This window comes from Aliiroseovarius salicola, from assembly GCF_027891095.1.
In the GTDB taxonomy this organism is placed as follows: domain Bacteria; phylum Pseudomonadota; class Alphaproteobacteria; order Rhodobacterales; family Rhodobacteraceae; genus Aliiroseovarius; species Aliiroseovarius salicola.
Genome location: NZ_JAQIIO010000010.1, coordinates 44,651 through 67,484, shown reverse-complemented (window position 1 = coordinate 67,484; position 22,834 = coordinate 44,651). Strand labels below are relative to the sequence as shown.

25 protein-coding genes and 1 riboswitch are annotated in these 22,834 nt (G+C 58.2%); of the genes, 11 read left to right on the top strand and 14 right to left on the bottom strand.

Features of this window, described 5'->3' with window-relative positions; genetic code table 11:
• The first annotated feature begins 22 nt into the window (after positions 1-22).
• Together O2N63_RS15220 and O2N63_RS15215 are read left to right on the top strand one after the other, a co-directional pair.
• Positions 23-424: a VOC family protein gene (locus tag O2N63_RS15220; RefSeq protein WP_271055144.1), complete on the top strand. Its 402-nt coding sequence runs from the start codon at positions 23-25 to the stop codon at positions 422-424.
• An 84-nt stretch (positions 425-508) separates the two neighbouring features.
• Positions 509-1,039 (top strand): NADPH-dependent FMN reductase, encoded by a 531-nt coding sequence (locus O2N63_RS15215; protein ID WP_271055143.1) that lies wholly within the window; start codon positions 509-511, stop codon positions 1,037-1,039.
• A 158-nt stretch (positions 1,040-1,197) separates the two neighbouring features.
• On the opposite strand, the gene O2N63_RS15210 is transcribed toward O2N63_RS15215, so the two are convergent.
• From O2N63_RS15210 to O2N63_RS15200, 3 genes are read right to left on the bottom strand one after another with little or no spacing between them, the layout of a single operon-like run.
• Complete coding sequence (locus tag O2N63_RS15210) at positions 1,198-1,515, bottom strand: YciI family protein (protein ID WP_271055142.1); 318 nt, start codon at positions 1,513-1,515, stop codon at positions 1,198-1,200.
• A 39-nt stretch (positions 1,516-1,554) separates the two neighbouring features.
• The gene (gene cobO, locus O2N63_RS15205) at positions 1,555-2,175 is read right to left on the bottom strand and encodes a cob(I)yrinic acid a,c-diamide adenosyltransferase (RefSeq protein ID WP_271055141.1); all 621 of its coding nucleotides are present in this window, start codon (positions 2,173-2,175) and stop codon (positions 1,555-1,557) included.
• A 9-nt stretch (positions 2,176-2,184) separates the two neighbouring features.
• The gene (locus tag O2N63_RS15200; RefSeq protein ID WP_271055140.1) at positions 2,185-2,598 is read right to left on the bottom strand and encodes a GFA family protein; all 414 of its coding nucleotides are present in this window, start codon (positions 2,596-2,598) and stop codon (positions 2,185-2,187) included.
• A 304-nt stretch (positions 2,599-2,902) separates the two neighbouring features.
• Here O2N63_RS15200 and O2N63_RS15195 point away from each other — a divergent pair, with 304 nt between their 5' ends.
• Positions 2,903-3,349, top strand: a complete 447-nt coding sequence (locus O2N63_RS15195) for a hypothetical protein (RefSeq protein ID WP_271055139.1) — start codon at positions 2,903-2,905, stop codon at positions 3,347-3,349.
• A gap of 119 nt (positions 3,350-3,468) precedes the next feature.
• On the opposite strand, the gene O2N63_RS15190 is transcribed toward O2N63_RS15195, so the two are convergent.
• Positions 3,469-3,924, bottom strand: coding sequence for a GNAT family N-acetyltransferase (locus O2N63_RS15190; protein WP_271055138.1), 456 nt, complete (start codon positions 3,922-3,924; stop codon positions 3,469-3,471).
• Entirely contained in the window at positions 3,921-7,607 is a 3,687-nt protein-coding gene (gene cobN, locus O2N63_RS15185; protein WP_271055137.1) for a cobaltochelatase subunit CobN, read from the bottom strand. The genes O2N63_RS15190 and cobN overlap by 4 nt, the downstream gene beginning before the upstream one ends.
• Before the next feature lie 68 nt (positions 7,608-7,675).
• Here cobN and O2N63_RS15180 point away from each other — a divergent pair, with 68 nt between their 5' ends.
• Positions 7,676-7,852 carry a hypothetical protein gene (locus O2N63_RS15180; protein WP_271055136.1) on the top strand — a complete coding sequence of 59 codons (177 nt, stop codon included), beginning with the start codon at positions 7,676-7,678 and terminating at the stop codon, positions 7,850-7,852.
• 6 nt (positions 7,853-7,858) lie between these two features.
• Here O2N63_RS15180 and O2N63_RS15175 read toward each other — a convergent pair whose 3' ends face one another.
• Both O2N63_RS15175 and cobW read right to left on the bottom strand, forming a co-directional pair.
• Positions 7,859-8,311: a GNAT family N-acetyltransferase gene (locus O2N63_RS15175; RefSeq protein ID WP_271055135.1), complete on the bottom strand. Its 453-nt coding sequence runs from the start codon at positions 8,309-8,311 to the stop codon at positions 7,859-7,861.
• Positions 8,308-9,420 (bottom strand): cobalamin biosynthesis protein CobW, encoded by a 1,113-nt coding sequence (cobW, locus tag O2N63_RS15170; protein ID WP_271055134.1) that lies wholly within the window; start codon positions 9,418-9,420, stop codon positions 8,308-8,310. The genes O2N63_RS15175 and cobW overlap by 4 nt, the downstream gene beginning before the upstream one ends.
• Before the next feature lie 58 nt (positions 9,421-9,478).
• On the opposite strand from cobW, the gene O2N63_RS15165 reads away from it, so the two are divergent.
• The gene (locus O2N63_RS15165; protein ID WP_271055133.1) at positions 9,479-9,778 is read left to right on the top strand and encodes a DUF1636 family protein; all 300 of its coding nucleotides are present in this window, start codon (positions 9,479-9,481) and stop codon (positions 9,776-9,778) included.
• Between the two features lie 7 nt (positions 9,779-9,785).
• On the opposite strand, the gene O2N63_RS15160 is transcribed toward O2N63_RS15165, so the two are convergent.
• Together O2N63_RS15160 and O2N63_RS15155 are read right to left on the bottom strand one after the other, a co-directional pair.
• Complete coding sequence (locus O2N63_RS15160; protein ID WP_271055132.1) at positions 9,786-10,466, bottom strand: CbtA family protein; 681 nt, start codon at positions 10,464-10,466, stop codon at positions 9,786-9,788.
• A 19-nt stretch (positions 10,467-10,485) separates the two neighbouring features.
• On the bottom strand, positions 10,486-10,656 hold the full coding sequence (locus tag O2N63_RS15155) for a CbtB domain-containing protein (RefSeq protein ID WP_271055131.1): 171 nt from the start codon (positions 10,654-10,656) through the stop codon (positions 10,486-10,488).
• 36 nt (positions 10,657-10,692) lie between these two features.
• A riboswitch (cobalamin riboswitch) is annotated at positions 10,693-10,911 on the bottom strand.
• 201 nt (positions 10,912-11,112) lie between these two features.
• Here O2N63_RS15155 and smc point away from each other — a divergent pair.
• Positions 11,113-14,568 carry a chromosome segregation protein SMC gene (gene smc, locus O2N63_RS15150; protein WP_271055130.1) on the top strand — a complete coding sequence of 1,152 codons (3,456 nt, stop codon included), beginning with the start codon at positions 11,113-11,115 and terminating at the stop codon, positions 14,566-14,568.
• 106 nt (positions 14,569-14,674) lie between these two features.
• Here the strand turns inward: smc and O2N63_RS15145 are convergent, their stop codons facing one another.
• The 5 genes from O2N63_RS15145 to O2N63_RS15125 form a co-directional block, all read right to left on the bottom strand.
• Complete coding sequence (locus O2N63_RS15145; protein WP_271055129.1) at positions 14,675-15,316, bottom strand: hypothetical protein; 642 nt, start codon at positions 15,314-15,316, stop codon at positions 14,675-14,677.
• Positions 15,317-15,492: 176 nt separating this feature from the next.
• Positions 15,493-16,680 carry a lytic murein transglycosylase gene (locus O2N63_RS15140; protein ID WP_271055128.1) on the bottom strand — a complete coding sequence of 396 codons (1,188 nt, stop codon included), beginning with the start codon at positions 16,678-16,680 and terminating at the stop codon, positions 15,493-15,495.
• Between the two features lie 46 nt (positions 16,681-16,726).
• The gene (cbiB, locus tag O2N63_RS15135) at positions 16,727-17,629 is read right to left on the bottom strand and encodes an adenosylcobinamide-phosphate synthase CbiB (protein ID WP_271055127.1); all 903 of its coding nucleotides are present in this window, start codon (positions 17,627-17,629) and stop codon (positions 16,727-16,729) included.
• A complete protein-coding gene (locus tag O2N63_RS15130; protein WP_271055126.1) occupies positions 17,626-18,558 on the bottom strand; it encodes a threonine-phosphate decarboxylase in 933 nt (310 codons plus the stop codon). The genes cbiB and O2N63_RS15130 overlap by 4 nt, the downstream gene beginning before the upstream one ends.
• Positions 18,558-18,929, bottom strand: coding sequence for a DUF1636 domain-containing protein (locus O2N63_RS15125; protein ID WP_271055125.1), 372 nt, complete (start codon positions 18,927-18,929; stop codon positions 18,558-18,560). The genes O2N63_RS15130 and O2N63_RS15125 overlap by 1 nt, the downstream gene beginning before the upstream one ends.
• 185 nt (positions 18,930-19,114) lie before the next feature.
• On the opposite strand from O2N63_RS15125, the gene O2N63_RS15120 reads away from it, so the two are divergent.
• The 5 genes from O2N63_RS15120 to O2N63_RS15100 are packed head-to-tail and all read left to right on the top strand — an operon-like array spanning position 19,115 to position 22,824.
• Positions 19,115-19,492, top strand: a complete 378-nt coding sequence (locus O2N63_RS15120) for a response regulator (RefSeq protein WP_271055124.1) — start codon at positions 19,115-19,117, stop codon at positions 19,490-19,492.
• A 40-nt stretch (positions 19,493-19,532) separates the two neighbouring features.
• Entirely contained in the window at positions 19,533-20,165 is a 633-nt protein-coding gene (locus O2N63_RS15115; RefSeq protein ID WP_271055123.1) for an HAD family hydrolase, read from the top strand.
• Between the two features lie 59 nt (positions 20,166-20,224).
• Complete coding sequence (locus O2N63_RS15110) at positions 20,225-21,088, top strand: ornithine cyclodeaminase family protein (RefSeq protein WP_271055176.1); 864 nt, start codon at positions 20,225-20,227, stop codon at positions 21,086-21,088.
• Positions 21,089-21,094: 6 nt separating this feature from the next.
• Positions 21,095-21,895 carry a phytanoyl-CoA dioxygenase family protein gene (locus tag O2N63_RS15105; RefSeq protein ID WP_271055122.1) on the top strand — a complete coding sequence of 267 codons (801 nt, stop codon included), beginning with the start codon at positions 21,095-21,097 and terminating at the stop codon, positions 21,893-21,895.
• Positions 21,895-22,824, top strand: a complete 930-nt coding sequence (locus O2N63_RS15100) for an alpha/beta fold hydrolase (protein ID WP_271055121.1) — start codon at positions 21,895-21,897, stop codon at positions 22,822-22,824. Before O2N63_RS15105 ends, O2N63_RS15100 begins: the two co-directional genes overlap by 1 nt.
• The last annotated feature ends 10 nt before the right edge of the window (positions 22,825-22,834 follow it).

Genomic DNA, 22,834 nt, shown 5'->3' with positions numbered 1-22,834 from the left:
GCACACAGCCGGGGAAAGGCCGATGCCGACAGTATCCATGTTAGACCACCTTGTCCTGACCGTGGCCGACCTGCAAGCCACGATCCGGTTTTACGAAGACATCTTGGGGATGCGGGCGGTGTCGTTTGAGCCCGCAGATGGCAGCACGAGATGGGCGCTTTCATTTGGTGCACAGAAGATTAACCTGCACCCGGCAGATGGGCCATTTGATCCAAAAGCCGCCCTGCCAGCTCCGGGATCTGCTGATCTTTGTTTCCTGTCAGATCGGGATTTGGATGAGTGGCGTCAACATCTTCAAGCACATGAGATCCGAATTGAAGAAGGACCGGTGCGGCGAACCGGCGCCACTGGGCCAATTCTATCGCTCTATCTGCGTGATCCAGATGGAAATCTGATTGAAGTTTCCAACGCGCTCCACAGCTAATCCATCATCTGGCCAAGGGAACGGCTTGATCCTTTCTGCTGCTGTTCCCATGTTTGACGGAGCGAAACAGGAAGGACGAGTGTCATGGTTCAATTGCTTGGGCTGTCAGGAGCATTGCGCAAAGGGTCGACCAACCGGATGCTCCTGCGCAATGCTGCGCGGGTATTTGGGGAATGCACCTATGACGAGGCCGACCTGAACATGCCACTTTATAATGGCGATCTGGAAGATGGCGACGGAATTCCCGCTCCTGTTATGCTGCTGGTGGAGCAGATCCGCGCCGCGGATGCCGTGATCATCTCTACACCGGAATACAATAAGATGCTCTCGGGGGTGCTGAAAAATGCGCTCGACTGGGTCAGCCGGGTAAAACCTCAGCCATGGGTGGGCAAACCTGTGGCGCTGATGTCAGCGGCAGCAGGCCGCGCGGGCGGGGAACGTGCACAAGCGTCTTTGGTGGCAGCCATGGCGCCGTTTCAGCCGCAATTGGTGTTAGGACCAGACATTGCCGTGGCAGGAAGTCGGAAAGAGTTTGACGAAACCGGACGGCTGATCAGTGAACGATACGAGAAAAACCTCAGCCTCCTGATGTCCAAACTGCGGGATGCGATTTGAGGATCAAGCGCTGTTGGAACACCTGCACGCAGTAGATTTATGTCGGGCTACTTTGTGACGGGGGTGGCTCATCCCTGCGGGATGAGCCTGAGGGGCGCCGCCCCTCGCGAGACATGCTCGCTCACCCCGGGATATTTTGGACCAGAAAATGAGGGCGGTTACGATTTTCCCGGCATTGTCATCATTTCCGCCAATTGCAGATTGCCCATCTCACAGAAAGGGCATTCCTTGGCGATCGCGATGGCGGCATCAAGATCCGCTGCCTCAAGCACGGAATACCCCATCATGGACCCTTCGAACCCTTCCTCTGCTCCTTCAGCGGTAATGGTCCATTGCGGCCCAAGTGGCTGGGCTGGCACAACAAGGGCGCCAGCATGTTTTTCCATCCAAGCCTTGTAACGGGCTTGATTGTCCGCCTGTGCATCTGCATCCCCCATCGCGCCGGTCACGTGATAGGCCATATAAAATTGGGGCATATTATCCTCCTTTAAAAAAGCCAGGCGGACCAAATGGGATCAGAATTCCACCCCACGCTGCGCCTTGATGCCTGATCGGAACGGGTGTTTGACCAGCTCCATTTCGGTCACGAGGTCCGCGATTTCAATAAGGTCTTCCGCAGCGTTGCGCCCGGTCAGGACCACATGTGTCATCTCGGGCTTTTCTTCCGACAGGAAGGCCACCACGTCAGCCACATCCACATAACCATAGCGGATTGCGATGTTGATTTCATCCAGAAGCACCATCTTGTTGGCCGGATCACGGATGAGTTCTTTTGATTTCTCCCATGCTGCCTGCGCCATTTCGGTGTCACGGGTCTTGTCCTGAGTTTCCCAGGTGAACCCTTCGCCCATCGTGTAAAATTCACAGATATCGCTGAATTTCTCGGTGATCAGATCACGTTCACCGCACTGCATCCCGCCTTTGATAAATTGCACCACAGCGCATTTCATGTCGGCAGCGATGCAGCGGAAAATCATGCCGAAGGCGGCCGAACTTTTTCCTTTGCCCTTGCCGGTATGCACAATCACCAGACCTTTTTTATCGGTCTTGGTGGCCATGATCTTATCGCGCGCGGCCTTTTTCTTGGCCATCTTCATTGCGTGACGTTCGGGATCGACGGGAGGTTTCTCAGACATGGCGGTTCCTTAAAGCAATTCAGCAGTTGTCAGGTGGCGAGGCAGGTTGTCGGCGGGAGGCGCCCAAGCCAGAATCTCATCATGGTGCACATGGGCTGTCGGCACAAATAGCGACGGATCAGAAAGCGCTGTGGCATGGGCATAGAACTGCCCCGGATAGGTTTCTCCCTGAAAGCCCAGCGCAGACCCGCATGTGGGGCAGAAATGGCGCTGAACACCGGGAGAGCTTCGAAAGGTGGAGGGGGGCCTGCCGGTCCATCGCCATTGGCCATCCTTCAACCCCAAAAACCCAACCGTCGCTGCGCCAGCAGCACGGCGGCAGCTGTCGCAATGACAGATCACCTGAATGAAAGGCGTGCCCTGAAAGGCAAAGCCCACCTGCCCACACAGGCAACGTCCGGTGATGTCGGTGGAAACGGTCATTCGGCGGCTCACATTTTCGATCCTTCGCTCAGTCACTGTCGCGGTTTGAGGCCCGGGATGCAAGCGAAACAGGGGCTCGAAAAGGGTCCTCAGGTCAGCGTTTCGGGGGAGGAGCATTCCGCAGGCTGCGCCAATCCTGCGATGCGCCGGAAATGACGCCTGTTCAGGGGGATATCCCGAGCAGTCATGGAAATTTGCGGTGCAAACTCAACAGCAGTCGCAGCCCCCGTATATTAACGAAAGTTTAACCAATTGGACCGACCTTTAGGGGGATCCCGACTTCACTGAATGCAGAGCCGAAACAATGCCGTTTTCACCACTGAAACAGATAGCTCCTCTCGTCCTCACCACGGCCCTCATAGCTTGCGACAGCCCCAGCCCGGAGTTTCGCCACCGGGAAACCCTGACGCACGATATCACCGTCGAAGGTGCACGTTTCAAGATCCATCAGCGCGAGGATTGGGTCGAGAGTTATCGGGTGAATTTCGAAGCCGTCCCCAAGGTTTCCTCTGTTTTGCGCCGCGCCAAGATTGCAATCGAAATGGCCACGGGTTGCCCAATCCGTGAGGGCAGCCTGACGGGTGATCAGGGGATACAGCGCGCGCAGCTGGACTGTGACGGAACATTGCCTCCGGTCCCGAAACCGGTCCGTGTGGATCTGGATTGTGAAATACAGGACGGGTGGCACCAAGATGACAATCGGGTGGTGATGGAAAACATCGAATGCACACCAATTTCAGCACGGCAGTAAGTAGCGTCCGCCACATTATCCTACAAGAGTGTCACTTTGATCTCATACCTTCACACAAAAGGGGCGCTGCCCCTCGCCTCTTCGAGGCTCACCCCGAGGTATTTTCGGCAAGAAAAAAGCTAAGATTTTACGGGCCTCTCAAAGGTGAGCGACGTGGTGCGATCAAATCCCGAATGACGGGTGGAGCCAACCTGTTCAAACCCAAAGGCCCGAAAGATCGCGTGGTTATCCGTAAGCTCCACGCGAGTTTGCAGGCGCAGGCGGGGTTTGCCGAGCGCCTGGGCATGACAATCGGCCTGCCTGACCAACAACCGCGCGTACCCTTTGCCGCGCGCTTCAGGGGCGACTGTCAGTTTGCTGAGATAGAGTGCTTCTTCTTGAGGTGTGAGAAACAGACAGGCTTCTTGCCCAATCACCCAGATCTCGCCATCGGTCATCTGGGCCTGCACATCGGCCACAGTCATTCGGTGCATCGAGCTGGGGGGATCAATGCGTCCGTCATGCTCGGCAAAAACGCGGCGGATCAGGGCGATGATCCAATTCGCGTCTTCGGCCGAGGCAAGGCGGGGTGTCATGCAAGCTCCTCCAGCATGGCACGGGCGGAATTGGAGCGTGGTTGCCAGAGGCCGCGATCCATCGCTTCTTTCAGGCGCTCAAGGATTTCTTTCATTGCGGGTGCGTTGTGCTCTTCGATGAAGTCCCGTGTTTCGCCATCTTCGATAAAGGCTGCGTGGACGAGGTCGAAGTGATGGCTGCGAACCGCTCCTGTCGTGGCGGCGAAGGCAAACATATAATCCACCGTGGCGGCGATTTCGAAAGCACCCTTGTAGCCGTGGCGTTTCACGCCCTCGATCCATTTCGGGTTCACCACGCGCGAACGCACCACCCGACCGATTTCATCTTCCAGCGTGCGGATCACCGGGCGTTCCGGGCGGGAATGGTCGTTGTGATAGATCGGGCGGTCTTGTCCCTGAAGTGTTGATACGGCTGCCGCCGCGCCCCCTTCGAACTGGTAGTAATCGTCGCTGTCCAGAAGATCATGCTCACGGTTGTCCTGGTTTTGCACAATCGCCTCAGTCTGACTGAGGCGTTGTTCAAACCCCTCCCGGTCGCGCGCGCCTTCGGTGGCAGCCCCATAGGCATAACCGCCCCATTCGAGGTACGCGTCAGCCAGATCAGCCTTATCCGCCCAGAGCCGTTCATCGATCATTGCTTGAAGCCCGGCACCATAAGCACCGGGTTTCGATCCATAGACCCGATGCACGCTTTCGCCCGCGCGCACGCGTGCTGCGGCTGGGTTCATATCGTCCGGTTCATCCATCCCCTGCACAGCGCGCGCTGCACTGTCATAAAGCGCAATCAGCTGCGGGAAAGCATCGCGGAAGAAGCCCGACACACGCAGGGTCACATCCACACGAGGGCGCCCCAGCGCGGTCACTGGGATCACCTCGAAACCGGTTACACGACGGTTGGCGCTGTCCCATTTCGGCTTCACGCCCATCAGGGCCATCGCCTGCGCAATGTCATCGCCCCCGGTGCGCATGTTCGCCGTGCCCCAAGCGGTGACCAGCATCGTACGCGGCCAGTCCCCATGGGTTTGCAGGTGTTTATCGATAAGAAGCGACGCTGATTTCCAGCCCAGCGCCCATGCGGTCGGAGTGGGCACAGCACGGCTGTCCACCGAGAAGAAATTGCGCCCAGTGGGCAGCGTGTCCAGACGCCCACGTGTGGGCGCGCCGGATGGCGCAGGGGCAACGAACTGCCCCTTGAGGGCGGTGAGAAGCCCCTCCCCCTCTGCCGGACCACAGACACGCACCGCAGGCAGGACCACCCCGTGCAGTGTTTCCAGCACCGGACGGGTGGCGTTGAAATATTCTGGTGTTTCCGACCAACCTACCGCAAGCTGCGCCAGTTTCTCCAGCCGCTCCACCGTGTCCCCATTGCTGCGCCACGGGGTTGTATCGACGGCGTGCAGGAATTTGTGGCGCGGACCTTCATAGATGGCGGCCATGTCACAATCGAGCGGATCTATGTCGACGCCACAATCTTCGGCCAAGGCGCGGATCAGAGAGGCGTCTCCGCCTTTGCCCTCACCACGCGGTACGCGCAAAAGCGCAATGGCCAAGTCGCGTTCCAGATCCCCTTCGGGCGACTGACCGAAGACGTGCAGCCCGTCACGGATCTGCGCCTCTTTCAGTTCACACAGATAGGCATCCAGTTTGGCCAGATCGCTTTCCTCATCCTCGCCAGTCAGCCCCGCATCCTGATCCAGCCCAGTCACGGATGTCAGCGACAGGATCTCGCGTTTCAGGTGATCAATTCGGCGTGGGTCGACGCCTGCGGCTTCGTAATACTCGTCGACCAGCGCTTCGAGGTCACGCAAAGGTCCATAGCTTTCGGCACGAGTGAGCGGCGGCGTCAGGTGGTCGATGATCACCGCCTGTGCGCGCCGCTTGGCCTGAGTGCCTTCGCCAGGGTCGTTTACGATGAACGGGTAAACATGGGGCAGCGGACCAAGGATGGCTTCGGGCCAGCATTCCTCGGAGAGCGCCACCGACTTGCCGGGCAGCCATTCGAGGTTGCCGTGCTTGCCCATATGCACAATCGCGTGGGCCTGATGCACATGGCGCAGCCAGAAATAAAAGGCGAGGTAGTTGTGTGGCGGGACCAGATCGGGGGAGTGGTAGGTTTCCGTCGGATCAATATTATAGCCGCGCGCGGGCTGCACGCCGACAACGACATTGCCGTATTCCAATACCGAAAGGGCAAAGCTCCCGTCAAAGAACGGATCCTTTTCCGGCACACCCCAGCGGGTTTCAACCGCTTCGCGCAGCGCCCAAGGAAGGGCCTTGTAATGGGTCATGTAATCGTCCAGCGACAGGCGCACACCGCCTGTCCGCTCCGCCCGGTCCACCAACCAGTTGGTGGGGCCAGCCATTACCGATTGCATTAGCGCATCACTGTCGGCAGGGGCCTTGTCCACAGAGTAGCCTTCACCCGACAGCAGTCCTAACGCATGGACCACAGCCGCAGGCGTATCAAGCCCTACACCATTGGCCAACCGCCCATCTTTGTTCGGGTAGTTCGCCATGATCAGCGCAACCTTGCGGCTGGCGGTATCCGCGCGACGCAGACGCGCCCAGCTGGCGGCTAGATCCGCCACAAACTGCACCCTGTCTCCCCGCGCGCGGTAGGTGGCAATCGGGCATTCTGTGGCTTCGTCAAAAAACGCCTCGCCCTTGAACGAGATTGCGCGGGACAGGATGCGCCCGTCCACCTCGGGCAAGGCCACGTTCATGGCGATGTCACGGGCAGACAGACCCGCCAGCCCCTCTTCCCACGCGGCCTCGCCAGATGCGGCCAATACAACCTGGAAAATTGGTGCGTTATTGCAGAAAGGCGCGGCAAGTGGGTTGGTGTTCTTATGCGCTTCATCCTGATGCGGCGATCCCACAGCAAAAGAGGTGCAGTTCAGGATCACATCGGGCGCGGCCTGTATGAACAGGCTTTCCAGCGTGGCGACCGAGACCGGGTCTTTCAAAGACGCTACAAAGACCGGAAGCGGGTTCAGACCCTGTCGCAGCAGGGATTTCACAAGGCGGTTGATTGGGTTGAGACCCGCACCTTGCACAAGCGCGCGGTAGAAAACGACGGGCACAATTGGCGCACCCTCAGCCCATGCTGCTTGGGCCGCTGACAGATCCGACACTCCTGAACCGGGCCAATAGACCCCAGCCCGCAAAAGCGGCTTGGCCGCTTCGGGCTTCTCTCCGCCCTCCAGCATCGTCTTTGCATAGTCCAAAAACAGTGTGGCGTTCTCGGGTCCGCCTTCGACCAGATAAGCCCAAAGTGCATCGTAATCCTCATCCGACACGGTCGAGAGCGCGCGCAGCTCGGCATCTGGTTTGTCATCGCCGGGAAGCAGCACCAATGGCACGCCAACCTCACGCAGCCGCGCCGAGTATTGCTCGGCCCCGTATTTCCAATAGCCCACGCCGCCCAGCACGCGGGCGATCACCAGCCGCGACTTTGATGCGCAATCGTCGATATGAAGATCCACCGACATTGGGTGGGTCAGGTGCATCATGCTGCCAAGGCGCAAGCTCGGTGGGTCCTGCATCGCGGAACGTGCCTCTGACAGGCCTGCAAGCTCGGTATCAGCGGCGGAAATCACCACCAGATCAGCGGGCGTCTGCCCCAGATCCACGGCCTCTTTGCCGTCGTCAATCGCCCCTGGTGTTGCTGCGAGAAGATGCATAATCCGCCTCTTGCTTGTATGATGTCACGTAATCGGGCAAGACACCCGAAATTCAGAAAGGTTCAGCCATGGATTACAAAGCCGCCGGGGCACCGAAGCCCGCAAAAGGCACCCCCCGTCACCGCGAACATAACGAACGCGGCAGCGAGAAAAACCCCTATCAGCGCAAAGACCAGAAGGCAGAGCTTTTGGCCCGGATGAAAGCGGCAGCCCAGAAGAAGGCTGCGACCGACAAGGGCAAATAAGCGCTGTCAGAGCGCTTTTTCCATGAAGATCGAGCTGGCGGCTTCGGGGTAGTCGCCAAACGGACCGCATAACGTGAACCCGGCGCGCTGATAGAGGCGATGCGCCGCATGTAGCACATTGCCAGTTTCTAGTTTCAACGCGTCATGCCCCACTGCACGCGCAGTGGCTTCGATCTGCGCAAGCAATGCCTCGCCCACCCCTTTGCCACGGGCATCGGGCGAGACAAACATGGATTTCACCTCGCCGTAGTCACCTTTGTCCGCAATCGCCGCGGTGCCAAGGATGCGGTCACCCTCGTGCGCCACGAAAAACGAGATTTCGGGCACACAAAGGTCGTCGATATCGAGGAAGAAATTATCCTCCGGCGGAAACAACTCCTCCATCAGCGCATGGCTTGCCTTGAGCAGAGCGGTGGCGTCTGGATGGCGTGGATCGCCGGGGATAATCTCGATCGTCATGCCGACAGCGCTTCTTCGATGGCAGTGCGGTTCAGACCCGACTGGCCAATAACCACAAGGCGCGTTTCACGAGGTTCTGCGCCGAACGGCTGGTCAAAATAGGTGTCGACACGCGGACCAACAGCCTGAAGAGTCAGGCGCATCGGTTTGCCTTCGATGGCCGCAAATCCCTTGAGACGCAGGATGTTATTTGAGCGGATCACGTCGGCGACCTGTTCAGCAAAGGCTTTGGGGTCGGCCACTTCACCACGGGTCACAACAAAGCTTTCAAACGCGTCGTGGTCATGGTCGTGGTGGTGATGATGGTGGTGATCATCATCGTGATGATGGTCATCGTCGTGATCATGTTCGTGATCATCGTGATGGTGATCGTGATGATGCCCCTTCTCATGCAGCGACAGGCGCGCATCCATGTCATCCTCAGCCCCCATCCCCTGACCCAGCAGAACCTCTACCGGCAACGCACCCATGGTCGAGCGCACAACCTGCACGCCGTCACGGCTTTCCGATGTAAGTTTACCAACCAGAGCGTCGGCCTCATCTGCCCCCAACAGATCGGACTTGTTCACCACGATCATGTCGGCGCAGGTCACCTGATCCTTGAACAGCTCCGAAAGCGGGGTTTCGTGGTCAAGGTTCTCATCCATCTTGCGCTGTGCTTCCACAGCGTCGAGGTTTGACGCAAACTGCCCGTCCGACACAGCCTTGCCGTCAACCACAGTCACAACGCCGTCCACGGTCACGCGGGTGGAAATCTCCGGCCACTGGAAAGCTCGGACCAAGGGTTGCGGCAGCGCCAGACCTGAGGTTTCGATCACGATGTGATCCGGTGGCGTTTCACGCTCCAGCAGCTTTTCAAGCGTCGGAATGAAATCCTCCGCCACGGTACAGCAGATGCAGCCGTTCGACAGTTCCATGATGTCATCCTCGGTGCAGGTTTCATCCCCGCAGCCTTTCAGAATGTCACCATCCACACCGAGATCACCAAACTCGTTGATGATCAGCGCGATGCGTTTGCCATTGGCATTATCAAGCATATGGCGGATGAGCGTCGTTTTACCCGCGCCGAGAAAGCCGGTCACGACGGTTGCAGGAATCTTGGCAAGCATCAGGGTCTCCGTTATTGCTTTGTTTGTTTTGAACGAGCTTGACGGGAAAGGGAAGGCCATGGCGCCAAAGCTGGCGGTTTGTGTCACATGCGAGGGCGGCGTCGCTCTTGCGGACAGGTTGGAAGAGACAATCCCCGTGACCCGCGTGGAGTGCATGAACGTCTGCACCCGTCCCGCCTGCCTGTCTGTGCGCGAGGAAGGCAAGGCCGCGTACCTCTTCGGCGATGTCACCACCGCTCTCGCCCCGAATGTCCTGACCTTTCTGGACCTTTATGCGTCAAGCGAGGGGGGCATCATGACGGATGCCCGCCCCATTGGTGATTTGCGGTTTCAACTGATCGGGCGTCTGCCAGCTTGATCGCGACTTACTCGACCTTCTGATAGAACCACGCGCAGAGCGTACCGAGCACAGCCCAGCTGGCCGCTGCAACCCCAAGACTGACGGTCGCAAAATGCGCAGCCAGTTCGGGTGCGGACACCCCCCAGTAGGTATCGAGATGCGGCGCACCAATCAGATGTGGCAGCAACAGCAAGGCTGCTCCGCCGAGAATCATCGGCAGACCGCGCCCAAAGGCGATCAGGGCAAGCCCGGCGGCAGAAGCGATGATGGTGCCCGACCACCAGATCTGACGTGGCATAACTTCGGGCGCGATGGTGCCCGGAAGCTCTGGCGGCAGCCCCATGGCCGGAGCCAGTTGCACAGCCGTAAAGCCAGCCAGTCCCCACAAGAGTCCTGACTTGGGCGTCACCGCCACACCGCGCAGCGCGGCATAAGCCATCAACGCCACAAGGATCAGACCATAGGCGGTGAAGCTTACAAAGTTGAATGCCACTGTCATCAGGTGACGGCCCCATTCACCACCCAGTCCCGGTGCGCCCGCTTCAGATTGTGGCGACCCGTCTACCGGGAAATGGATCCGTGCGCCCGTCTCGTAAAGCTCTCCTTCAAGCACAAGCGGGATGACAAAATAGAATTGGAGTGCCGACGCGATAATCCCCGTCAGCACCCCAGCCAGCATTGCGCTGGACGCCAAATTTTTAATCATCTGTCAGACTGGCGAACGCTCAGTGGCAGGGGAATGCCATGGCGTGGCGCGAGTCGTGAGCAGCATCATGCAGCACGGTGGCCTGCGCGAAACCGGCAGCGAAAAGAAGGCCGGCGCCTGCCAGGAATACAACCGCGATGGCTGCAAATGGGCTGGTTTCGCGGGCGATTGCTTTGGTTTGGGTCGTCATGTTTTATTACTCCTTTCCCGTCATCCCCGACGGGTTGTTCAAAGTTGGCACATGGCAGGTCTCCTGGCTTGCGGGTCAAAGCATCTCGTCACCTTCCCGACCATCCGGTCAGTGGCATATCAACGAACGCTCTCCGCTCACAGTCGCGGGGGCGGCTGTCGGTTTGGGCCCCGGTTTGGGTCTCCCGCACGACATTCCCTATTCTCCCCAAGCGCTTTGCGCCCTTCACGGGGAACCATATTCACCCGTTTTGCCGCGATGATGCGGGTTTCGTCAAGAAAGAAAGCGACAGGCAAGGCTCTTCAAACGTCATAAAATTCTATTCCCTACGCGCATAAATCCAATATCTTGTGGATAACTCGCCCTGACCGCCCACATTTCGGGTGGATGTGTTGACAGACCCAATTTGGAATCGAACACTCATTTCACAGGAGAATCAATTAAGAGGCAGGCCGCTTGCGGTTTTCGAAACTTCGTCTGAATGGCTTTAAAAGCTTTGTCGACCCAACCGATCTGGTGATTTCGGATGGGCTGACAGGTGTTGTCGGGCCAAACGGATGCGGGAAATCGAACCTCTTGGAAGCGCTTCGCTGGGTGATGGGTGAAAATCGCCCGACCGCCATGCGCGGTGGCGGGATGGAAGATGTGATCTTTGCGGGTGCAGCCACACGCCCCACCCGCAACTTTGCCGAAGTTTCCCTGCTTTTGGACAACTCCGAACGGCTCGCCCCATCCGGGTTCAACGACAGCGACAATCTCGAGATTGTGCGCCGGATCACCCGCGATGCTGGGTCGGCCTATAAGGTCAATACCAAAGATGTGCGCGCCCGCGATGTACAGATGCTGTTTGCGGATGCGTCTACCGGTGCGCATTCCCCGGCCCTTGTGCGGCAGGGGCAGATCTCCGAGCTGATCAACGCCAAACCGAAAGCGCGCCGTCGCATTCTGGAAGAGGCCGCCGGGATTTCCGGTCTGTATCAGCGTCGGCACGAAGCCGAGTTGAAGCTTAGAGGCACAGAAACCAACCTTTCCCGAGTCGATGATGTCATTGAACAGCTCGCCTCGCAGCTCGCCCAACTGGCACGGCAGGCGCGTCAAGCGCAGCGCTATCGCACCATCGGAGATGACCTGCGCCGCGCCGAAGGGTTGCTGTTGTATCGCCGCTGGAAAGAGGCGGATCTGGCCCGCGCCGAGGCGGAAGAGATTCTAACCCAGCGGGTAAAACAAGCTGGTCAGGCGGAACTGCTCGCCCGCAAGGCCACCAAGGACCGGGAAGAGGCAGAAGCCTCTCTCCCGGCCCTGCGCGAAGAAGAGGCCGTGGCGGCCGCAATCCTGCAACGCCTGACGGTCAGCCGCGACCAGCTCTCTGATCAGGTGGCGCAGGCGTTGGAACGGATCCAGCTTTTGACCGGGCGGATTGAGCAGCTGGGCAAAGACATTGACCGCGAGGCGGGGCTGAACCGCGATGCGGGCGAAACGATCGAACGACTGGAATGGGAACAGGAGCAACTGCTCAAGGCATCAGGCGGTCATGACGACATGCTGAATGAGGCGAGTGATCAGGCCCGTGAAAGCGCCGCAATTCTTCAAGAACGTGAAGGGGATCTTTCGCAACTGACCGAAGACGTGGCCCGGCTTGCTGCCCGCCACCATTCGGCGCATCGCCTGCTGGAAGACAACCAGAAAACACTCGAGAAAAGCGAAGGGGAAGCTGCGCGCGCGCAAGAAGCTGTGACGCAGGCACAAGAAGCTGTGGAACGTGCCGCGGAAGATTTCGAACTGGCAGAAGCCGCCGCCGAAGCCGCTGCTGAGACCGCAGAAGAAGCGGACGCCGCTCTGGCCGCCGCTGATGAAGCCCGCAACGAAGCCCAGTCCCGCGAAGCGGACGCGCGCGCCGCTCGGTCCTCTGCCGATGGCGAGGTGAATGCACTCCATGCTGAGGTCACGGCCTTGTCCCGTCTGGTGGAACGGGATGCTGCCGAAGGCGAACAAGTGCTCGATCAGTTGCGGGTGCAATCAGGCTATGAAAAAGCATTGGGCGCGGCGCTGGCCGATGATTTGCGTGCCCCGGAAGTTGAGGCGGACATCCCGTCAGGCTGGGCCACCCTGCCCGCCTATGCCCAGGCACACCCCTTGCCAGATGGGGTTAACGCCCTGTCAAACTATGTGACGGTGCCGCCGGTTCTAGCGCGACGCATTGGGCAAATTGGTATTTGCGAACCAGATCAGGCACCGCGACTGCAAGAGGCGCTCAAGCCCGGCCAGCGGCTGGTCTCACTTGAGGGGGATCTGTGGCGTTGGGACGGGTTCCGAGCCGGGGCCGAAGATCAGCCCTCCACCGCAGCCCTGCGGCTGGAGCAACTCAATCGTCTGCAGCAGCTCAAACAGGATTTGGAAGAGGCCAATGCCCGCGCAGAGGGCGCACGCGCCGCCCATGACACCCTGAAAACCATGTTGGCGGACGCAGCTGAGGCCGACAAACGCGCTCGCGATGCCCGCCGGGATGCAGATCGCGCCATGTCTGACGCGGGGCGCGCTCTGTCTCGTGCAGAAGCGGATCGCAATATCGCCGAAGGCAAGCTGGAAAATATGGGGCTTGCCGTGCGCCGCCATGAGGAAGAAGCGCTGGGCGCGCGCACCCGGCTGAAAGAGGCCGAGGCTGCTGTGGCTGAACTGGGTGATCTCGACGCCGCCCGCGCCGGGGTGGAAGAGGTCAAGATGGCCATGGAAGCCGCCCGCATGACGATGATGGCCAAGCGCTCTGCCCATGATGAGCTGCGCCGCGAAGGCGAGGCGCGGCTCAAGCGCGGTCAGGAAATCACTAAGGAAATTTCGGGCTGGCGCCACCGTCTGGACACCGCAGAGCGTCGGATCGCCGAACTGGAAGAGCGCAAAGTGATGAGCGAGGAAGAGCTGGAGGAGGCACAGGCCGCCCCGGAAGAGCTTGCCATTCAGCGCGAAGAGCTGACCGAGCAGATCGAAGGCGCTGAAGAACGTCGCAAAGGTGCTGCCGACAAGTTGGCCGAGGCTGAAACCGCCGAACGCACGGCCACCCATACCGAACGCGATGCCGAAAGGTTGGCCGGTGAGGCGCGCGAACACCGCGCCGCCGCCGAAGCCCGCGCACAAGCTGCGCGCGAGTCTGTAAAACATGCCGCTGAACGCATTGAAGAAGAGATGGAGACCACACCTCAGGCGCTTTTGGAAAACCTCGATGCAGACCCCGAGAAAATGCCCTCATCCGAGCAGATCGAACATGACGTAAACCGACTGAAGCGCCAGCGGGATGCACTTGGGGCCGTGAACCTGCGCGCCGAAGAGGATGCTCGCGAGGTGCAGGAAGAGCATGATGCCTTGGTCAAGGAAAAGACCGATCTGGAAGAGGCCATCAAGAAGCTGCGCACAGGTATTGCCGGTTTGAACAAGGAAGGTCGGGAGCGGCTGCTCACCGCGTTTGAAGAGGTGAATGGAAGCTTTGCCACGCTCTTCACCCATCTCTTTGGCGGAGGAGAAGCCAAGCTTGTGCTGGTGGAAAGCGATGATCCGTTGGATGCGGGACTTGAGATCATGTGCCAGCCGCCGGGCAAGAAACTTTCGACCCTCAGCCTGTTGTCAGGCGGAGAACAGACCCTCACTGCAATTGCGCTGATCTTTGCCGTGTTCCTCGCCAACCCGGCCCCGATCTGTGTGCTCGACGAGGTGGACGCACCTTTGGATGACGCGAACGTAACACGGTTCTGCGACCTTCTGGATGAGATGACCCGCCGCACCGACACACGCTTCCTGACCATCACCCACCACGCAGTAACAATGAGTCGGATGGACCGCCTGTTTGGTGTGACCATGGCGGAGCAAGGCGTCAGCCAACTGGTCAGCGTTGACCTGAAGAAAGCCGAAGAACTCGTAGCCTGATCTTCTGAGCGGCTTTCCTATTTACCAAAGAACAACAAGTGGGGCACTGGCCATCGCTTTGGCCACCCGCAGTCGCGGATGGCCATTCAATTCGGATATCAACAGATTAGTTCGCAGGTTTGAACACCGCGAATTGTGGATCAACACAGGGGTCCCCCGGGAAGATCTCAGAGCAACCAGCGTTCATCGAGTTCAGCATTTCGCTTCTTATTTCCGGCTTCGGCTCCATATGGTCACGCAATACGGCATGCACTTCGGCCTTCATTGAATCAAGCAGACCCGGCCCAGCAACCGCTTCGATCGTATCTCCGACGGGCAGATGCCCTCGGAACTCGGCAGTGCCGTCCTCTCCGACAATCAGCCCATCGGCACGCAGCAGCGATAACTGGATCGATTTCCACGCCTCCATGTTCATCGGGGGCGTACCATCCTCGTTGAAGATAAAGCTGCCATCTGCATTAAGATTGAACACATCGTCTTCCCCGCACTCGTTGTCAGAGCACTTTTCGGGGTTGTTGAAAACCACCCACCACATCGTCACCACATGCCCGGGTTTAAGGTCACTGGTCTTCACTTTCATATAAACACCATGATCCATCCGGGTCAGCTCTGCGCTGGCTCCTTCCACTATCGAGAGGTCCGCAAATCTGTGCATTGTGGTTGATTGCATCATATTTTCCGCACTTAGCGGACCGGAAAGGCCAATCATCATGGCCGTGATTACGAGAGCATTCGGTAAAGATTTCATGTCAGTTCCTCCCTTTGAAAAACGGAGGTGCCTCGGGAATCCGTCAACAGCCCGACTCGACGACTTTAGCATAATTTTGGGATTATGTTAAATCACAACCCGACATTGATTCATGAAAACAGCTTTCTTGCGCCACTCCGAAGCCTTCCGACATCCGAACTTCAGCCCTGCAAATATCAGAGTTTCGAAAGCAACGCAGCCGTTGGCCAAGCATCCGCGGGAAAACCAAGACGGGCCTGCTCTTTTTGCACGGCGTCGCGGGTCTTCGCTCCAAGGATACCGTCAATTTTACCCACGTCATGCCCACGCGCAGACAGCTTTTTCTGCAAGGATTTCATCTGCGACCCGGACAAAGCCGGATCGGGCTTGCCTGCGTTATAGACAGGTGCCCCCTCGAGGCGCGTCGCAAAATAAGCGGCGGTCATCACGTAGGTGAAGCTCTTGTTCCACTCGAAATAGACGCGGAAGTTGGGATAAGCGATAAAGGCCGGCCCCTTGCGCCCCTGCGGCAAAAGGATTGATGCAGGCAGATTTGATGCAAGTTTTCCATTGCGCGGTTTCACCCCCATCTTGGACCACTTACCTGCCTTCAATTGCATCCCCAACCCGGTTTTTGACCAGTCAAAATTATTGGGCAATACCACTTCCTGGATCCATGGCTCACCCGCCCGCCAGCCCAGCTGACGCAGCATATTGGCCCCGGACAAAAGCGCGTCGGTGGGCGACCTGCGCAAATCGACCGTGCCATTTCCATCCCCATCAACACCTGCTTCGATGATATCGCCGGGCAACATCTGCACCATGCCGATCTCGCCCGCCCAAGCGCCTGTCGATGTTTTCGGATTGAAGCTTCCACGCTCAAATAGCTCAAGAGCGGCAAAGACCTGCGGCTGGAAAAGCTCTGGGCGGCGGCAATCATGGGACAGGGTGACGAGGGAATTCAGCGTATTGAAATTGCCCTGAAACGCGCCGTAATCGGTTTCAAACGCCCAGAACGCGGTCAGAACCCCACGGCTCACACCATAATCCCTCTCCATCCGGGCAAAGGTTTTGGCGTGCTTCTTCAGCTTTGACTGCCCCACCTGCATCCGGTTCTGGCTGATCAGCGCACGGGAGAAATCAAGGAATGATTTCTGGAATATCCCCTGCGCGCGGTCGGCCTTCAGCGTCGCACCATCTTGCCGGACGCTCGCAAAAAACGCATCCACAGTGGATTTGGCATGCCCCTTCGCCACAGCCTCTTTCTTCATCGCTTTCACAAAAGACGGAAAAGAACCACCACATTTGACCATCGCCTCAGCGGGCGCAGTCAGGACAAATGGAAGTGTCAGGGAAAAGGCGGCAGCGGTCAAAATACGTCGCATGAATACTCCATCGATAACTTGAACGCAGCCTAACGGTTTCGCGCTATCACACAAGCGCTAGCAGAACCGCCAAGCCAAACAGGACCAACCATGCCGACCAGAGCATGTCCACCGCCTGATCAACCTCTTTCGGGCCGATCTCCTGCGCGCCCTCTTCGTTCACCCAAGGAAACTCCCGCAACTCACCTTCATAGGAGCGTGGACCAGACAGGGCCACATCAAGACCGGCTGCCATTGCCGCCTCGGGCCAACCAGCATTGGGGGATCGATGCAGGGGTGCGTCCCGTCGGATCACATCCCATGCCGACCATTTGCGACGGGCAATCAGGAAAACCAAAGCAGATATCCGCGCCGGGATCCAATTCAGCACATCATCCAGTCGGGCGGCGAACTTGCCGAACTCTTCATGCTTGTCCGTGCGATATCCGATCATGCTGTCGGCGGTATTGACCAGTTTGTAGATCAGCAAACCAGGAAGACCCGCGACCACAAACCAGAAGATAGGCGCCACGACCCCATCCGAAAAGTTCTCTGCCGCGCTTTCGATCGCGCCGCGTGCGACGGCTGGGGGCTGCATCTCACTTGTGTCGCGCCCTACAATCATCGAAACCGCCTGACGGCCGTGGAACAGGGACTTACGCAAACCATCGCTAACGGCCTGTACGTGATCCGCCAGAGATTTTTGTGCAATCAGGATGGCCGCCAACAGCACTTCCCACAGCCCGCCCAACGGCAAGCGTGGGACAAGCACACCGATCATGCCGAAACCAAAGGCCAGAATGATTGTCACCAGGGCCCCCTTCAAAATCCTCGCTTCACCGTGATTGAAACTCTGATCCGCCCAACCGATCATACGCCCCATCAGAACCGCCGGGTGAGGTACACGCTTCCACACCCAGCCCGGCTCGCCAAGTAAAGCGTCAATCAGCATGGCCCAGACGAGTGTCACAATGCGGCCTCCAGCTGTGCCCAGCCGCCGGACGGTGGCAGACCCAACCGCAGCCAGGTTTTGGAATAGGGAAAGATCCGGCTCCAGACATGGCCACGCGCAAGCTTGTCCTGCCAAGCGGCTGCATCATCGACCTCGTAGAGGCGGAAAAGCGTGGTGCCGCCAATCAGCTTTGCCCCGTGATACATCATCGTCCCGTCCATCCGCGCGGTATCCACCGCAAGTCGTTGACGGGTGGCAGACGCCCAATTGAAATCCTCGAGTGCGCGTGCGCCGATTTCAAGCGCAGGGCCAGACACCTGCCAGGGACCAACCGCATCTCGCAGTTTCGCGATCAGATCGGGATCCCCGATGGCGAAGCCAAGTCGCAGCCCCGCCAATCCCCAGAACTTGCCAAAGCTTTTCAGGATCAACGTACCGGGTTCAACAGACCGCGTGATATGGCTCATATCGGGGATTACATCACAAAAGCTTTCATCCACCACGGTCAAAGGGCGGGTCCAGTCAGGGCCCAGCCAGAACCGCCCATCAGGGTTGTTGGGATGCACCAACACCTGTGCTTCCCCCCCTTCACCAAGCGCCCAGCCGTTTGCTTCAAACGCAGCCGCGTGTTCATTGTAGGTCGGTGTCGGGATCTCGGCCTGTCCAGTTGGCAGCATTGTCGGGATCCGCGCAATCAACGCGGATGCACCAGGCGCGGCCAGCACATCAGCGCCATCCGGCACATTCCAGAATTTCCGGGCAGCGGTTTCCAACCGGGTGAAGGCAGCTTTGTCCGGCAAAGCGGTCCAGGCTTCGGCGTCAATCTCGCCAAGCGGATAGGGGCGTGGGTTGATGCCGGTCGACAGGTCAATCCAATCCCCACGCTTGCCACCGTATTTGGCAATCGCAGCATCCAGCCCTCCGCCGTGATCTCGTTTCCCGATCATCACTCTTCCGGGATTGGATGGTGGCGCGTTACAAAGTGACCTTTCACGGCCTGCGGCCATTCGCGGTAAGGCACGGTGCCGTTGGCACTGTCCGCATGGCCCTTGGCATAGGCTACAATCCCCTCTGCCGCTTCTTCGGTTGGGTCAAATCGCCCGATTGTATAGGCCAACTTGCCATGCGCCTGGATCGACACGTTGCAACTGTTGTCGCATCCCATCAGGCAAGATACCCTGCGCACCCTGAGCTCAGTCCCCTCAGCAGCTTCTTCAACAAGGTCTGCAAGCACTTCTCCATCGGTCCGGCCACCTGATCTGGCCTCGCTCCAATCTTCAGTTTTGCAGGTGTCACACACTGTGATCCAACTTGTCATGCGCCTCTCCCTCAGATCGCCATTCATCGCGTTCGAAGCCTTGAAGCGGAATTTCCCCGGAAAAACAATCCCGCATTCTCTAAACCACCCAATTGTCGCCGGTTCGGAAGTAATATGCGACACTGTTTTCAGGGAATTGTTAGCGAAGCTGAATATATTGTGAAAAAAGGCGGCAGGGAGCTTCCATGCAAGTATTGATTGTAGAATCGAACCGGGAACTCGCCAGGGTCTGGACCCGTTCGCTGGAACGGCAAGGTGTAGATGTGTTGTCTGCGGATAGTGAAGACAGCGCAATTACATCGCTCGATTCAATGCCGGTAGATGTCATCGTCATGAATGTGCATCTGGTTGACGGAAATGCTCTGGCCGTCGCTGACTATGCCGCATACCGCGCCCCGAATGCTCGGGTGATCTTTGTCACCAATTCGAGCTTTTTCTCGGACGGATCCATTTTCAGCCATGTCGCTAATGCCCATGCCTGCGTCCCCGGGGAAACACCACCCGAGGATCTGGCCGCCTTGGTCGAATACCATGGCGCGCAAGCCGGCAATCCTGCGGAATAAACCCGTTTGCAAATGTAATTTGCCAAGATAGGGTCACGTCATGAGCAACAATGACCTGCGCCCAAAAGCGGTAGTTTTCGATATTGGAAACGTGCTGATCCGCTGGCATCCGGAAGATCACTTCGATCGTTGGTTCGGACGATCACGCCGGCGTGCGATGTTCGCTGCGGTGGACCCACACGAGATCAACCATCGCATGGATGCAGGAGAGGATTTTCACACTCTTGTCCAAGAGAAAGCAGCCAAACATCCTGAATACAAACATGAAATCGAGATGTGGCTTGACCGCTGGAAAGAGCTGGCAGGCCCCGCAATTGACCTTTCGGTTGCGACCCTCTTTGCCCTGAAACGCCGAGGTATGCCCGTATTCGCCTTATCAAATTTCGGCGTGACCTCCTTTGCTCTTTCTGAGCAGGAACATGCGTTTTTATCTGCCTTCGACAAGCGCTACATCTCGGGGCATCTAAAGACAGTAAAACCGGACCATCGGATCTACGAGATTTTGGAAGGGGACTGTGGCATTGCACCCGATCGCCTGCTGTTCACCGATGACCTTCCCGCAAATATCGCCACTGCAGACAAGCGCGGGTGGCAAACCCATCTGTTTGAAACTCCACGCCGCTGGGCTGATCACCTCATCGCGGCTGGACTGATCGAGGAACATGACCTGTGACCCCTCCCAAATCGCCCGACATCATCCCGTTTGAAGCCGATGACCTTCTGGATTGGCGCATGTTGACAGATGCTTTTCTGGAAGATCACAAGCGCCCGAAAGCCGAGATCGGAGATACGTTTCTGTACCGTCGCGACGACACCATGCTGACTCGTTCAGCCTGGATTGACGGTCTGGGAATTGCGGTCAAAACCGCCAATATCATGCCCGGAAATCCCGGGCGCGGAGAACCTCTGATCCATGGAGCGGTTAACCTTTATGACGATACAACCGGACTTCTGGACGCGATTGTTGATTTCCATCTGGTGACCAAATGGAAGACCGCAGGCGACTCGGTTCTGGGTGCTCGGTTGCTTGCCCGACCAGACAGTGAAGTGATCCTGATCTGTGGCGCAGGGACCGTCGGGCATTCGCTGCGCGAGGCCTATGGCGCAGTGTTTCCCAACGCCCGGTTCCTGATTTGGAACCGATCACCGGAAGGGGCCAAAACCTTTGCCGATCAACATGAAAAGACCGAGGCTGTTGCCACTCTGGAAGAGGGATATGCGCAAGCCGATATTGTCACCTCTGCGACCATGACCACCGACCCAATCCACATGGGGAAATGGGCGCGCCCCGGCCAGCACATTGATGTAATCGGCGCCTATCGCCCAGATATGCGTGAGGTGGATGACGAGATGCTGACCCGCGCGCACCTGTACATGGACAGCCGCGACACGGTGCTGGATCACATTGGCGAGTTCAAGGATCCGCTCGCGCGCGGCGTGATCTCTCGCGATGACGTGCAGGGTGATCTTTATGACGCGGACAAGGGCTTTTTCACCCGAGAACCTGACGACATTACGCTCTACAAAAACGGTGGCGGCGCGCATCTCGACCTGATGACCAGCCGCTATATCCTGAAGGCCTGGCAGGAAAGGTAGCAGCAGATGATCACGATCACGCAGGAACAAATTGATGCCTATCAGCGAGACGGGGTGGTGATGATCCCGGGCGCCTTGACCAATTGGGTTCAGGTGATGCGCGACGGGGTCGAGCGCAATATGTCCGAGCCGGGGGAATATGCCTCTGAAAATTCTGTGACCGAGGGGCGCTTTTTTGATGACTACGTGAACTGGACCCGCATTCCCGAATTTGAACGTATTATGCGTGACAGTCCGGTTGCTCAGATTGCCGCCAAACTCATGCAGTCTGCCACTGCGCAGTTTTTCCACGACCACGTACTGGTCAAGGAGCCGGGCACGCCAAAGCCCACCCCCTGGCATCAGGATGGGCCTTATTATTTCGTCGAAGGAGAGCAGACGGCGAGCTTCTGGCTGCCGCTTGATCCGGTGCGAGAAAATAGCCTGCGCTTCATTGCTGGAAGCCACAAATGGGACCGGATGGTTCGCCCGGTCAGCTGGGCGGATGACAGCGACTTTTACGACAACAAACAGGACTGGATCCCGGTGCCCGACCCCGATACCGACCCCGGCGACATGACGGTTTTGGAATGGGAGATGGAACCGGGAGATGCGGTGGTGTTTAACTTCCGCACAGCCCATGGCGCGCGGGGCAACCATGCGGGATCTCGGCGCCGCGCGCTTTCACTTCGCTGGATGGGGGATGATGCGCGCTATATCGAACGCCCGGGCCGCACTTCGCCACCGTTCCCCGCCCACAATATGACACAAGGCCAAAAGCTGCGCGAAGACTGGTTTCCGGTTGTTTGGAAAGACGGTGGCGCTTAATGAGCTGGCTGGCGCTCTTTCTTCTCTGGATGCTGGCCAACCTCATGCTGGCACCCTGGGTTTTTGAACGTGCGCGCAAAGAGATGGATCGAACCACCCGCCGGAAAGCTCCCGGTGGTTTTGTCAAACTCAGCCAAGGTATGACCCATTATCAATGGCACGGCCGGGGTCGGGGCCCGATCATCGTGATGGTGCATGGGCTGACAACACCCAGCTGGGTGTTTCAGGCCCTTATTCCCGGCCTGACCCTGATGGGATTTCGGGTGCTCACATATGATCTGTGTGGGCGCGGGTTTTCCGACCGCCCAACAGGGCAACAGGATGAAGCGTTTTTCCTTACCCAATTGGAAGAGCTTCTGGACGTGCTGGAAATCGATGATGAAATCTCGCTGTTTGGCTATTCCATGGGCGGGGCCATTGCCACGGCCTATTGCGCCAAACATCTACACCGCGTTGATCGCCTGATGCTGCTGGCCCCAGCTGGGATCATCTACCGCACTGGCCCCTTGCTGAAGATTTGCGCGCGTCTGGGCGTGCCGGGGGGCTGGCTGTGGGATATTCTGGGAGGGTGGGACATTCGCCGCGCAGCCCTTGCCGATCAGGATGCCTCGCAGATCCCGGACCTGCATGACCGGGTGACAGAAGAAACCCGCACCCGAGGCTATCTGCGATCAATTCTTTCATCCGAACGCCATATGCTGGCCCATACACAGGAAACCGAACATCGCGCCATTGCGGAAAGTTCAGTTGCCGTGATCTCGATCTGGGCAGAACGGGATACGCCAATCCCGCTGTCTGCAATGGGCAAGCTGACCGAATGGAACAGGACCTGCTACAAATACGAAATCAAGGGGGCAGGACATGGGTTGGGATATACCCACCCCGATGACGTCATCACCCCGTTGCAGGAGCACTTGCGCGAGGTCTGATCCACGAGAA